This window comes from Micromonospora sp. NBC_01405, from assembly GCF_045040155.1.
Classification (GTDB): domain Bacteria; phylum Actinomycetota; class Actinomycetes; order Mycobacteriales; family Micromonosporaceae; genus Micromonospora.
This window is the reverse complement of sequence record NZ_CP109532.1, coordinates 2,950,374-2,963,221: the sequence shown is the minus strand read 5'-3', so window position 1 is coordinate 2,963,221 and position 12,848 is coordinate 2,950,374. Positions and strand designations below refer to the sequence as shown.

Genomic DNA, 12,848 nt, shown 5'->3' with positions numbered 1-12,848 from the left:
GGACATGGGTGAGGTGACGACAAGCCTCCAGCGCCCGGTAACCAACGAAGGCCGGAGCGAACTCGTGCGGCACGTCGACAGCTTCGAGATCCAGCCGCCGACACCGCCGTCACACAACGGCGTGCCTCGGTCGGCCTGGGCCCGGGCCCGCCGACGCGTCTCCCGCTGGCACCGCCCCTACACGGCCGCCCTGCTCCTGCTCGACTTCGGGGCGGCGGCGCTGGCGAGCCTCCTCGCCATCCAGATCTTCGACCAGGCCGCCTCCGGCTTCTACGGCGTGAAGGAAAACCCCACCTGGTTCTACACGGTCGCCTTCGGCCTGCTGCCGCTCGGCTGGGTGGTGCTCCTGTGGGGCAATCGGGCGTACGACCGGCGCTACCTGGGCCTGGGCCCGGACGAGTTCAAACGGGTGATCCGGGGCGGCGTGGCGGTCGCCGCGACCGTCTCCTTCCTCGCCTTCGCCACCGTGACGCAGCTCTCCCGGTGGACAGTCGGCTTCGCGCTGCTCGGCGCCCTGGTGCTGATCCTGTTCGGCCGCATCCTGGCCCGTTCCACGCTGCACGCGATCCGCCGCCGGGCCGGCCAGGCCGGGCACCGGATGGTGCTGGTGGGCACGCTCCCGGAGTGCCTGGAGGTCTACACGGCGGTCACCCGCAACCCGAGCGCCGGGCTCGTGCCGGTGGCCATCTACATCACCGACGGGTACGCCGCCGCCCGGGGCATGCAGACCCCGGTCCCGGTGTACGCCGGCCGGGACATCCTCGCCCTGGTCCGGGAGGTCGGCGGCGACACGATCGCGGTCTGCGGCTCGGCGAGCGCCGAGCCGGGCGAGCTGCGCCGGCTGGCCTGGCAGTTGGAGGGCTCCGGCGTCGACCTGGTGGTGGCCCCGCAGCTCACCGACATCGCCGGCCCCCGGGTGCACATCCGCCCGATCGAGGGGCTGCCGCTGCTGCACGTCGAGGAGCCGACCCTGTCGGGCCCGGCGCTGCTGGTCAAGAACCTGATGGACCGGGTCGCCGCCGGGCTCGGCCTGCTCCTGCTCGTCCCGGTCTTCCTGGCCGTCGGGGCCGCGATCCGGCTCTCCGACCCCGGCCCGGTCTTCTTCCGCCAGCCCCGGGTCGGCCACGAGGGCCGCACGTTCCGGGTGTGGAAGTTCCGCACCATGTACGTCGACGCCGAGGACCGGCTGGCCGGCCTGGTCGACCAGAACGAGACCGACGGCATGCTGTTCAAGATGAAGCAGGACCCCCGGGTCTTCCCGGTGGGCCGCTTCCTGCGGGCCTCCTCGCTGGACGAGCTGCCCCAGCTGATCAACGTGCTCTGGGGCGAGATGTCGCTGGTCGGGCCGCGCCCGCTGCCCGCCGACGACGGCGACTTCCTCGGCGACGTACGCCGCCGGCTGCTGGTCCGGCCGGGCATGACCGGGCTGTGGCAGGTCTCCGGCCGATCCGACCTGTCCTGGGACGAATCGGTCCGGCTGGACCTCTACTACGTCGACAACTGGTCCCTGGCGTACGACCTGAGCATCCTGTGGCGCACGGTGGGCGTCGTGCTGGCGAGCAGGGGCGCGTACTGACGGGCTTGGCGTAGCGGGCGGGACAGGCCAGGATCGCTGCGTGGCTGGCAACATATCCGCCGTCGTCGGCGTGGTCTCGCTCGGCACCGCGCTGGCCGCGGCGCTGTACGCGGTGGTCCGGCTGCGCGCCCGACGGGGCATCGCCACCGCCACCCAGCGGGCCACCTACGAGGTGCTGCACACCGCCGGGCTGGCCGCCGAGTCGCTGCGGGCCGGCCTGAGCGCGGCGGGCGCGGCGAAGGCCGTACGCCACCTGCGTGCCCTGGTCGGGGCGGCCGGGCTGGCCCTCACGGACCGGGAGTCCCTGCTCGCCCTCGACGGACGCGGGACGCACCACACCGACCAACTCGTCGCGGCGGCCCGGCGGGCGGTGTCCGGCGGGCGGTCGACCGTGCTGGGGGAGCCGGAGCTGCACTGCGACCGGGTCGACTGCCCGGTCCGGGGCGCGGTGGTCGCCCCGTTGCGCGCCGACGGCCGGGTGGTCGGGGCGCTGGTCGCGGTCGCCGACGGCCCGCCCGCGCCGGGGCTGGTGCAGGCCACCCTGGAGACCGCCCACTGGGCCGGCAACCAGCTCGCCCTGGCCGAGCTGGACGCCTCCCGGGAGCGGCTGGCCCGGGCCGAGGTGCGCGCGCTGCGCGCCCAGATCAGCCCGCACTTCATCTACAACGCGCTGACCGCGATCGGCTCGTTCGTCCGGACCGACCCGGAGCGGGCCCGGGAGCTGATCCTGGAATTCGCCGAGTTCACCCGGTACTCCTTCCGCGCGCACGGCGAGTTCACGACCCTGGCCGAGGAGCTGCGCTCGATCGACCGGTACCTGACCATCGAGCGGGCCCGGTTCGGCGATCGGCTCCAGGTGCGGTTGCAGATCGCCCCGGAGGTGCTGCCGGTGACGCTGCCGTTCCTCTGCCTCCAGCCGCTGGTGGAGAACGCCGTCCGTCACGGGTTGTCCCGCAAGCCCGGCACCGGCATGGTGAGCATCGAGGCCCGGGACGCGGGCGCCGAGTGCCACATCACGGTGGAGGACGACGGAGTGGGCATGGACCCGACGACGCTGACCGCCGGGATCGCCGAGCTGGCCGGGGCCGGCAGCGACCCGACCGACGACCCGGGCCAGCACGTCGGCCTCTCCAACGTCGACGAGCGGCTCCGCTCGGCCTTCGGGGACCGGTTCGGCCTGGTCGTCGAGACCGGCCTCGGCTCCGGTACGAAGGTGAGCATGCGGGTGCCGAAGTTCCACCCTGGCGTGCGGGCGGGCTCGTGAGCGACCGGCCCGGCCCCGCAGGCCTGGCCACCGGCGCCTTCCTCCGGGTGCTGGCGGTCGACGACGAGCCGCCGGCGCTGGACGAGCTGGCGTACCACCTGCGGGCGGACCCCAGGGTGGCCCGGCTGCACACGGCCGGGGACGCCACGGAGGCGCTGCGGGTGCTCCGCGACGGCGACGTGGATGTGGTCTTCCTGGACATCCGGATGCCCGGGCTGGACGGCATGGAGCTGGCCCGGGTGCTGCGCCGCTTCGCCCGGCCCCCGGCGATCGTCTTCGTCACCGCGTACGACGACGGCGCGGTGGACGCCTTCGACCTCGGTGCGACGGACTACGTGCGCAAGCCGGTGCTGGCCGAGCGGCTGGCCGAGTCGCTGCGCCGGGTGGTCGGCTCCCGCGTGGTGCCGGCGCACCCGGCGGCGCTGGCCCGGGCGGAGGATGACCCGACGATCCCGGTCGAGCTGGCCGGCACCACCCGGATGCTGCCCCGCTCGGCGGTGCGCTGGGTGGAGGCGCAGGGCGACTACGCCCGGCTGCACACCGCCGACGGTTCGCACCTGGTCCGGGTCTCGCTGGCCACCCTCGCGGAGCGCTGGGCGGACGCGGGATTCGTGCGCATCCACCGGTCGTACCTGGTGCAGTTGAAGCTGATCGCCGAGCTGCGCCTGGTCAACTCCGGCTACGTCGTGGTGCTCGACGGCACGGAGCTGCCGGTGAGCCGGCGGCACACCAGGGAGCTGAAGGACAAGCTGGTCCGCGCCGCCAAGCAGGACTGGAACCGCTGAGCCGGGAACAACCCTGTCGTACGTTGTACGGTAAACGTACGACTCCCGGGAGGCCACGTGACCGCCATGGACCACACCGCCGACGCCCACCGCACCGCCGACGCGGGCCGCAGCTCCGACCTGGACCACAGCGTCGCCATCGAACCCGGCGGCTTCGACCCCGGCGCCGAGTTCGACCGGCAGGTCGCCAATCTCGTCCGCCTCGGCTACCCGGCCATCGCCGGCTGGACCGTCGACCGGTTCACCGAGCTGGTCACGCCGCTGCGGGCCGCCGCCGCGGCCGGCGCAGCCGAGCTGCCCCCGCCCACCGAGGCGCGGGTGCCGTTCCTGCTCGTGGTCACCCGCGACCTCGTGCCCGTGCCGGACCGCCTCGCGCTGACCACCCTCGCCGGCAAGCGCAGGCCCGGCTTCCTCGACAAGAACTTTCCCCTGGCAGACCTGCCGAGGTTCGCGCCGGTCAAGGAGCTGGAGCTGCCGGCCGGGCCGGCGTATCTGCTCTTCGACGTCGACCGGGGGGAGGAGTTCCGCAACGTGACCCCCGCTGCCGCCGTGGACGCGATGGCCACCCGGGACCGGCTGCCGATCACCATCGACGAGGGGATCGCCCTCGTCACACAGTTCCCGGCCGCGCTGGCGAGCAACCGGTGCTTCTCGCTGGTCGGGTCCCGCTGCGGCGACCGCCGGGTGCCGGCGCTGTGGATCAGTCAGGGCGCCCCGAAACTCGGCTGGTGCTGGCACGGCAACCCGCACACCTGGCTCGGCTCCGCCTCCGCCCGCCCCGAACGGATCGGCCTGGGCTGAGCTGGCGGAAACGGCCGACGTCCACCGCCACGCGGCGCAGCCACACCACCGGCGACGCTTTTCCCGATGACGCATCGATCGTCGCTCGCCTATCCTGCTGCTACCGATTCCGGCACGGGGGCAGGGTTCGGTGCGGGCGGAGCCTGCCGTGGACGCCCCCACCCCCTCACGTTTGGACGCAGATGCGCCTTTCCCTCACACGTCGCGCCGCCCTCGCGGGCGTCGTCGTCGGTGCCGTCGTACTGTCCGGGGCGACCCCGGCGCTGGCGGCGGAGACCGGCACGGTCAGCGGGCGGCTGACCACCAGCAGCGGAGCCGGGGCCGCCGAGGTCCCGGTCCAGGTGTACCCGAGCGACAGCCACGAGCTAGCCGGCTGGGCCTACACCGACAGCGACGGCAACTGGACCGTCACCGGCCTGGACGCCGGCCGGTACGACGTCGCCTTCACCCCGTCGGAGCACCCGGAGCAGTACTACCGGCAGAAGCCGGATCGGCAGGGCGCCGACGAGGTGACCGTCACCGCCGGGGAGACGGCCACCGCCGACGACCAACTCCTGCCGACCGGCTTCCTCACCGGACGGATCACCGACGCGGCGGGCCAACCGGTCGCCGACTTCCTCGTCAACGCCAACGACGTCGACACCTACAAGTGGTCCGGCGGACGGACCGACGCCGACGGCCGGTACCGGTTCGCCGCCCTGCCCGGCCGGTACCTGCTCTCCTTCGATCCGATCGAGGGCGTCTACCAGACGCAGTACGTGCCGGGGAAGATCGACCGGGAAGACGCCGGCCAGTTCGAGGTCACCTCCGGCGCGGACACCGTGGTCGACGAGACGGTGCTGCCGACCGGCAGCCTCTCCGGCCGGTTCACCACCGCGTCCGGAGCGCCGCTGGCCTCCGCCGAGGTCTCGGTGACCACAGTCAACCAGTACAGCGGGGCCAACACCCAGACCGACGCGACGGGCGCCTTCACGGTTCCGACGCTGCTCGCCGGCTCGTACAAGGTGCGCTTCGCCAAGGGCGACCGGGAGCAGTACCACCGGGGCAAGCTCGACCACGAGAGCGCAGCCGTGGTGGTGGTGCGGGGCGGTAGGCAGACCAGCATCGAGGACAGCCTCCTCGGCACCGGGTCGGTGCGGATCTCCGCCGTGGACTCGGTCACCGGCGCGCCGGTGGCCAGGTTCTGCGTCAGCTCCAACTCCAACGACATTTGCAGCAGCACCGGCCAGGCCACCCTCACCGGCCTGCCGCAGGGCCGGCACGACCTCTTCCTGTACGCCCCGAACAAGTCGCACTTCTCCCGGGAACTCGCCGACGTCCGGGTGATCGCCAACCAGACCACCGCGCTCGCCCCGAAGCTGCGCCCGGGGGCCGTCATCACCACCACCGTCGTCGACCGGGCCACCGGCGCACCGCTGGCCGGCGTCTGCGTCAACGCCTTCCTGAACAAGCAGGCCGCCCTGACCGACGGGCACGACAGGTGCAGCGACCACACCGGCAGCATCCAGGTCGGACCGCTCACGGGCGGGACGTACCGGCTCTTCGCCGACCCGGGCGGCGACTCGGAGTACGGCCGGCAGTGGGTGGGAGCCACGGGCGGCACCGGCGACGAACGGCAGGCTGCGACGGTCAGCGCGGCCGTGGGCGCGGTGAGCGCCGGGCCGCAGGTCCGGCTGGACCGGGCGGGCCGGGTCAGCGGCACGGTGACCGACGCGGTGACCGGCCAACCCGTCCAGGACGTCGACGTGTCCGTGCTGACCGGTCACCCCGGGGTGGGCGTCAGCGACGTGACGACGGACGAGAACGGCCGGTACACCCTCGGCCGGCTCGGCCCGTACGCCTGGCCGCTGGTGTTCAGCAAGAACCCGTACGCCACCCACTGGTCGGGGAACGCGGTCAGCCGGTTCGCCGCCACCCCGGTGACGGTGACCGTCGGCGGCACCGCCACCCATGACACCGCCATGCGTCGGGGCAGCACGGTGGACGGCACGTTCACCAACCAGGACGGCGTGGCGTTCCGCGACGGCTGGGTGATCGCCCGCAGCGCGGACACCGGGGACGTGGCGGGCTCGGGCTGGCTCTCCGACGGCCGGTTCGCCATTCAGTTGAGCGGCCGGCAGCGGATCTACTTCACCTACGACGTGACCTTCGCGGAGGGGCAGGACCACTCCGGCCGGTACCTGGTGACGGGGGAGGACGGTACCCGCAGGCTGGCACTGTTCACCGTGCCGGCCACCGGCACGCTCTCCGTGAACCTGGTCGTCCCGACGAGCTGAGCGGGCACGTCGCGGGGCCGGTGGCGCGCTGCCACCGGCTCCGTTCCGCGTCACCAAGGCATCACCCACCGCACTGTCCACCGGGTTATCCACAGGGTGTGGAGAGTTCTCCACAGGTTGTTCACAACGCGCCCCACTGATCTCCACGGCCCCTGCCTACAGTCACGTCCCATGAGGGAACGCAGGGTGCTGGTGGTCGAGGATGAGCGGACGATCGCCGAGTCGGTCGCCACCCGGCTGCGGGCCGAGGGCTTCACGGTGGAGATCGCCGGGGACGGGCCCACCGCCGTGGACCGGTTCCGGACGTGGCGGCCCGATCTCGTCGTCCTCGACGTCATGCTGCCGGGCTTCGACGGCCTGGAGGTGTGCCGGCGGATCCAGGGCGACCGGCCGGTGCCCGTCCTCATGCTGACCGCCCGCGACGACGAGACCGACCTGCTCGTGGGGCTGGCCGTGGGGGCGGACGACTACCTCACCAAGCCGTTCTCGATGCGGGAGTTGGCCGCCCGGGTGCACGTGCTGCTGCGCCGGGTCGAGCGGGCGGCTGCCGCCGGACCCTCGACGCTGACGGTCGGCGACGTCGAGATCAACCAGGCCGAGCGCCGGGTGCTGCGCAACGGCGTCGAGGTGCACCTGACCCCCACCGAGTTCGACCTGCTGGTGCACCTCGCCGGCCGGCCGCGCGCGGTGCTTCCCCGGGAGCAACTGCTCGCCGACGTGTGGGGTTGGGCGGAAGGCGGCGGCACCCGGACGGTCGACAGCCACGTGAAGGCGCTGCGCCGCAAGCTCGGCGCGGACCTGATCCGCACCGTGCACGGCGTCGGCTACGCGCTGGAGACACAGTCGTGACCGAACGCCTCGTGACGTGGCTGAACCGGGTGCTGCCCCGGCCGCTCGACCCGGTCCGCTCGATCAAGGTGAAGCTGGGCGTCCTGCTGGTCACCTCGGGCGCCGCCGGCCTGTCCTACTTCTGGTACGCCATCGGCTGGCTGCCCCCGATGACCTCGGCGACGGCGATCGGCCTGGCCCTGATCACCTCGCAGGTGCTCGCGCACGGAATGACCTCGCCGCTGCGGGAGATGACCGCGGCGGCCGGGGCGATGGCCCGGGGCGACTACTCCCGGCGGGTCCGGGCCACCTCCCGCGACGAGGTCGGCGACCTGGCCCACGCGTTCAACAAGATGGCCGCCGACCTCGCCGCGGCCGACCAGCGCCGGCGGGAGCTGATCGCGAACGTCTCGCACGAGCTGCGTACGCCGATCACCGCGCTGCGGGGGGTGCTGGAGAACCTGGTCGACGGCGTCGCCCCGACCGAACCGGCGGCGCTGCGCACCGCGCTGGCCCAGACCGAACGGCTCAGCCACCTCGTCGCCGACCTGCTCGACCTGTCCCGGCTGGACGCCGGGGTGGTGCCGCTGCGCCGGACGCAGATCGACGTCGCCGACTTCCTCGACGAGGCCGTGGAACACGCGGCGGCGACCGCCGCCGGGGTCGGGCGGGACGTCCGCTTCCGGCTCGACCCGCTGCCGGCCCCGCTGACCGTGTACGCGGACCCGGCGCGGCTGCACCAGGTCTTCGCCAACCTGCTGGACAACGCCGCCCGGCACAGCCCGACGGGCGGGACGGTGCTGGTCAGCGCGGAGGAGCGGGACGGCCACCTGCACTTCGAGGTCACCGACGAGGGCGAGGGCATCCCGGTCGACGAGCGCTCCCGGGTGTTCGAGCGGTTCACCCGGGGCGACCGGTCGCGGGGCGGCGGGACCGGGCTGGGTCTGGCGATCGCGCGCTGGGTGGTGGAGCTGCACGGCGGTGCCATCGCCGTCCTGGACCCCGACCCGCCCCACCCGAGCGCCCACCCCGGCTGCCGCATCCGGGTGTCCCTCCCCCACCCCGCGCACCCCTGACCCTCCTTCCCCTCTCTCCTCTCCCCTCGGCGTCGATCAAGGAGTTGCGGTGCCCGACATGAGCGACAAATCAGCATACGTACCTCAGCACGAGTCCATGATCGATGGGAAAGCGGCGGCCGGAACCGGGCAGCAGGTCGTGGTGGCTGACGGCGGGGGGCAGGTCGCCCCCGGGCCGCCACAGCCAGGAGTACGGCCCCAGACCGGGGTACCGCCCCAGACCGGGGTGCGGCCCCAGACCGGGATGCGGCCCCGGCCGCCGTCCTTTCTTGAGCAGCGGTGGCCCGGGCCGAACGGACCGGCCCGGCCCGTGGTGCTCGGCGCGGTGGCTGTGGCCGCCGGGGTGGCGGCGTTCTTCGTCCCCTTCGACCGGCCCGGACTCGGCTGGCTGGTGGCGGTGCTCGCCGCGACCGCCGCGCTCGTCACGGCCGGCACGAGACACCGCGACCCCGCACCGGACGGCTCGACGCCCGGCCCGGCGTCCGGTCCACCGCCCGGCACGATGGTCCTTCCGGAGGCGACTGCCGGCACCGGCGTCTCCCCCGAGACGACCACCCGACCCGGGGCGGCTGCCGGGTCCGCCAGCCGTCCCGACGCCACGGGGGCGCCGGGGCGGGCGGCGGATCAGGCAGCCGCCCCGGGTCGGGCGGAAGGGCGGGCACCGAGGCTGGCACCGGGCCGGCTGGTCTGGGCCGTCGCCACCATCGCGCTCGTCTCGGTCGGGTACGTCCGGGCGGCCGGCTGGCTCTTCGTGCTCTGCCTGCTCGCCGCCGTGGTCACCGGCGTCCTCGCCGTGGTGGGTGGCCGGACGCCACTGGGCATGCTCACGGCTGCCTGGATCACCCCGGCGGCCCCGTTCCGGGCGCTCCCCTGGGCGGGACGCGGGCTGCCCCGGTCCGGCCCCGGCGGGTCGACGGTCGGGCGCGGCCTCGCCACCGTCGCCGCCTCGGTGGCGCTGCTGCTCGTCTTCGGCCTGCTCTTCTCCTCGGCCGACGCGGTCTTCGCCGACCTGGTGACGGGCCTGCTGCCCGAGGTGTCGGTGGGCGCGACGATCGGCTGGCTGTTCCGCTGCGCGTTGATCGGCGGTGGCCTGCTCGGCGCGGCGTACCTGCTGGCGGCACCCGCCGACCTGGACGGGCTGCGGGCCGCCCCGGCCCAGCCCGTGCGCCGACTGGAGTGGGTGGTGCCGCTGGCCCTGCTCGACGCGCTGTTCGCCGCGTTCGTACTGGTGCAGCTCACCGTGCTGTTCGGCGGCTCCGCCCACGTGCTGCGCACCGCCGGCCTCAGCTACGCCCAGTACGGCCGCGGCGGCTTCTGGCAGTTGCTGGCGGTCGCCGCCCTCACCCTGCTGGTGATCGCCGGAGCCACCCGTTGGGCACCCCGGACCACCCGAGCCGACCGGCTCCTGTTCCGGCTCCTGCTCGGCACGCTCACCGCGCTCAGCCTGGTCGTGGTCGTCTCGGCGCTGCATCGGATGCAGGTGTACGCCGACGCGTACGGGGCGACCCGGCTGCGGCTGATGGTGGCCGCCGTCGAGCTGTGGCTCGGGGTGCTGTTCGTCCTGGTCGGCGTGGCCGTGGTGCGCCTGCGTGCCAACTGGCTGCCGCCGCTGGTGGTGGGTACGGCGGTGCTCGCGCTGCTCGGGTTGGCGGCCGTCAACCCGGACCGGCTGATCGCCGAGCGCAACGTCGACCGGTACCGGCTGACCGGAATGATCGACGTGCAGTACGCCTCCCGGCTCTCCGCCGACGCGGTGCCGGCGCTGGATCGGCTGCCCGAGCCGCTGCGCTCCTGCGCGCTGCGGAACATCGCCCTCGATCTGCCGGTCGACCACGTCCGGACGGCCAACCTGGGCCGGGCGGCGGCCCGTGACCTGCTGGACCTGTCGCCGACAGGTGCGACGGCCCTGAGCTGCCCCACCCTTCCGCCGCGGGTGAGGTGAGGCCCGTGCCACGGACGGCCCGATGGACAGCGGCCCCGCGCGGCGGACGGCCACCGCACGGACGCCCTTGACAATCCCGCCGATCGGGCGAGACTGCCGGGGTGGCCGCACCTGACGATCCCGTACCGCCACCCCGGGCCCCGGGCCCGGCCGGGTCACCGGTCACCCCGCCCCGGACGCCGGCGCCCCCGACCGAGACCTCGGGCCGGACGCCGGTCGCGCCGGGCCGGACCCGGGTCGTGCTGGCCGAGGTGTCCCGCCGGGAGCCCGACGCGGACCGGGCCCGGGCCGAGCTGGCCCAGCAGACCCGGGTGGGGGAGGCCCTGGTCCGGGGGCTGGTCCGGGCCCAGCTCGCGTTGGCGCTGCGGCTGAGCCTGGTGGTGCTGATCGGGCTGGGCGGCCTGCCCTGGCTGTTCGCCATCGCGCCGGCGGTCGGCCGGGTCACCGTGTTCGGGGTGAACCTGCCCTGGCTGCTGCTGGGGGTGGCGTCCTTCCCGTTCCTGATCGCGGTCGGGTGGGCGTACGTGCGGCTGGCGGAGCGCAACGAGCAGGACTTCACCGACCTGGTCCAGCGGCCGGAGCGCTGAGATGGGCAACGGGTACGTCGTCCCGGCGATCGTCGCGGTCACCCTGGTCACCCTCGGGATCGGCTTCTACGGGCTGCGGCTGGCCCGCACCACCTCCGACTTCCTGGTCGCCTCCCGCTCGGTCAGCCCGACCTGGAACGCCGCCGCGATCGGCGGGGAGTACCTGTCGGCGGCGAGCTTCCTCGGCGTGGCCGGGCTGATCCTCAAGTACGGCGTGGACGTGCTCTGGTACCCGGTCGGCTTCGCCGCCGGCTATCTTGCGCTGCTGCTGTTCGTGGCCGCGCCGCTGCGCCGGTCCGGCGCGTTCACCCTGCCGGACTTCTGCGAGCTGCGGCTCGGCTCGCGCCGGCTGCGCACCCTGGCCACCGTGTTCGTGATCTTCATCGGCTGGCTGTACCTGGTGCCGCAGCTACAGGGGGCGGGGCTGACCCTGGCCACGCTGACCGGAGCGGCGTACCCGGTCGGTGCGGTGCTGGTGGCGGTGGTGGTCACCGCGAACGTGGCGCTGGGCGGGATGCGGGCGATCACCTTCGTCCAGGCGTTCCAGTACTGGTTGAAGCTCACCGCGCTCGCCGTACCCGCGATCTTCCTGGTGTTGCAGTGGCAGGCCGACGCCCGCCCGGCGGTGACCCCGCCCGACGGGCCGGCGTTCCGGACCGCGACCACCGTCGTGGTCGAGCACCGGGCGACCCTCACCTTCCCCGACGGCGACGCCCGGGAGGTACGCCCCGGCGACCGTCTCGACTTCGCGGCCGGCGACCCGGTGCCGCAGGTCTCCGGCACGGCCACCAAAGCCGCCGACTGGCTGCTCCCGGACACCGCCGGGGACGACGACCGGGGGCTGTTCGCCACGTACTCGCTGATCCTGGCCACGTTCCTGGGCACCATGGGGCTGCCGCACGTGCTCGTCCGGTTCTACACCAACCCGGACGGCGCGGCGGCCCGACGCACGACCCTGGTGGTGCTGGCCCTGGTGGGCGCGTTCTACCTGCTGCCCACCCTGTACGGGGTGCTGGGCCGGATCTACACCCCGCAACTGCTGGTCACCGGGCAGACCGACGCGGTGGTGGTGCTGCTGCCCGGGGCGGCGCTCGGGGACGGCACGACCGGCCGGCTGCTCGCCGCGCTGGTCGCCGCCGGGGCGTTCGCCGCGTTCCTGTCCACCTCGTCCGGGCTGCTCACCAGCGTGGCCGGGGTGATCTCCACGGACGTGCTGGGGCGCGGCTCGGTACGCGGCTTCCGGCTGGCCACGGTGATCGCGGGCGGGGTGCCGACGGTGCTCGCGCTGAACGTCTCGGGGTTGGACGTCTCCCAGGTGGTGGGGCTGGCCTTCGCGGTCGCCGCGTCCAGCTTCTGCCCGCTGCTGGTGCTGGGCATCTGGTGGCGCGGCCTGACCGACGTGGGCGCCGCCGCCGGGGTGCTGGTGGGCGGCGGCGCGGCCGTCGGGGCGGTGCTGCTGACGGTGCTCGGGCCGCCGCTGTCCGGCTGGCCGGCCACGCTCACCACGCAGCCGGCCGCCTGGACCGTCCCGCTCGCCTTCACGGTCATGGTCGCGGTGTCGACGGCGACCCGTCGACGGCTCCCCGCCGACATCGCCGGCACCATGCTCCGCCTGCACTCCCCCGAGGCGCTCCGCGCCGAGGGAAGGTCCACTTCCTGACGCCCGCCGGGCGTGTTTTCCCTGGACGGCCCGGTCAGCCGTGCGCCGGACCC

The 12,848-nt window shown here is 74.0% G+C and carries 10 protein-coding genes; all 10 read left to right on the top strand.

Annotated features, from left to right (window positions below):
* Positions 1 to 4 precede the first annotated feature (4 nt).
* The 10 genes from OG559_RS12415 to OG559_RS12370 all read left to right on the top strand — a co-directional run bounded on the left by OG559_RS12415 (position 5) and on the right by OG559_RS12370 (position 12,795).
* Positions 5 to 1,576: a sugar transferase gene (locus OG559_RS12415; RefSeq protein ID WP_405116615.1), complete on the top strand. Its 1,572-nt coding sequence runs from the start codon at positions 5 to 7 to the stop codon at positions 1,574 to 1,576.
* 40 nt (positions 1,577 to 1,616) lie between these two features.
* Positions 1,617 to 2,840 carry a sensor histidine kinase gene (locus OG559_RS12410; RefSeq protein WP_405115303.1) on the top strand — a complete coding sequence of 408 codons (1,224 nt, stop codon included), beginning with the start codon at positions 1,617 to 1,619 and terminating at the stop codon, positions 2,838 to 2,840.
* A 23-nt stretch (positions 2,841 to 2,863) separates the two neighbouring features.
* Positions 2,864 to 3,625 carry a LytR/AlgR family response regulator transcription factor gene (locus OG559_RS12405; protein ID WP_387022797.1) on the top strand — a complete coding sequence of 254 codons (762 nt, stop codon included), beginning with the start codon at positions 2,864 to 2,866 and terminating at the stop codon, positions 3,623 to 3,625.
* 66 nt (positions 3,626 to 3,691) lie between these two features.
* Positions 3,692 to 4,426, top strand: coding sequence for a DUF5701 family protein (locus OG559_RS12400; RefSeq protein WP_405116613.1), 735 nt, complete (start codon positions 3,692 to 3,694; stop codon positions 4,424 to 4,426).
* Between the two features lie 182 nt (positions 4,427 to 4,608).
* Positions 4,609 to 6,702 (top strand): carboxypeptidase regulatory-like domain-containing protein, encoded by a 2,094-nt coding sequence (locus OG559_RS12395; RefSeq protein ID WP_405115301.1) that lies wholly within the window; start codon positions 4,609 to 4,611, stop codon positions 6,700 to 6,702.
* Positions 6,703 to 6,873: 171 nt separating this feature from the next.
* Positions 6,874 to 7,551: a response regulator transcription factor gene (locus OG559_RS12390; protein ID WP_405115299.1), complete on the top strand. Its 678-nt coding sequence runs from the start codon at positions 6,874 to 6,876 to the stop codon at positions 7,549 to 7,551.
* Complete coding sequence (locus OG559_RS12385) at positions 7,548 to 8,606, top strand: sensor histidine kinase (protein WP_405115297.1); 1,059 nt, start codon at positions 7,548 to 7,550, stop codon at positions 8,604 to 8,606. Before OG559_RS12390 ends, OG559_RS12385 begins: the two co-directional genes overlap by 4 nt.
* Positions 8,607 to 8,703: 97 nt before the next feature.
* Complete coding sequence (locus OG559_RS12380) at positions 8,704 to 10,548, top strand: DUF4153 domain-containing protein (RefSeq protein ID WP_405115295.1); 1,845 nt, start codon at positions 8,704 to 8,706, stop codon at positions 10,546 to 10,548.
* Positions 10,549 to 10,787: 239 nt separating this feature from the next.
* Positions 10,788 to 11,135 (top strand): hypothetical protein, encoded by a 348-nt coding sequence (locus OG559_RS12375; RefSeq protein ID WP_405116611.1) that lies wholly within the window; start codon positions 10,788 to 10,790, stop codon positions 11,133 to 11,135.
* 1 nt (position 11,136) lies between these two features.
* Complete coding sequence (locus tag OG559_RS12370; RefSeq protein ID WP_405115293.1) at positions 11,137 to 12,795, top strand: cation acetate symporter; 1,659 nt, start codon at positions 11,137 to 11,139, stop codon at positions 12,793 to 12,795.
* Positions 12,796 to 12,848 lie beyond the last annotated feature (53 nt).

Excerpts from the sequence above, each read along its gene's own strand:
- OG559_RS12415 (WP_405116615.1), top strand. The coding sequence starts at position 5 with ATGGGTGAGGTGACGACAAGCCTCCAGCGCCCGGTAACCAACGAAGGC.
- OG559_RS12400 (WP_405116613.1), top strand. The coding sequence starts at position 3,692 with ATGGACCACACCGCCGACGCCCACCGCACCGCCGACGCGGGCCGCAGC.
- OG559_RS12395 (WP_405115301.1), top strand. The coding sequence starts at position 4,609 with ATGCGCCTTTCCCTCACACGTCGCGCCGCCCTCGCGGGCGTCGTCGTC.
- OG559_RS12390 (WP_405115299.1), top strand. The coding sequence starts at position 6,874 with ATGAGGGAACGCAGGGTGCTGGTGGTCGAGGATGAGCGGACGATCGCC.
- OG559_RS12380 (WP_405115295.1), top strand. The coding sequence starts at position 8,704 with ATGATCGATGGGAAAGCGGCGGCCGGAACCGGGCAGCAGGTCGTGGTG.
- OG559_RS12370 (WP_405115293.1), top strand. The coding sequence starts at position 11,137 with ATGGGCAACGGGTACGTCGTCCCGGCGATCGTCGCGGTCACCCTGGTC.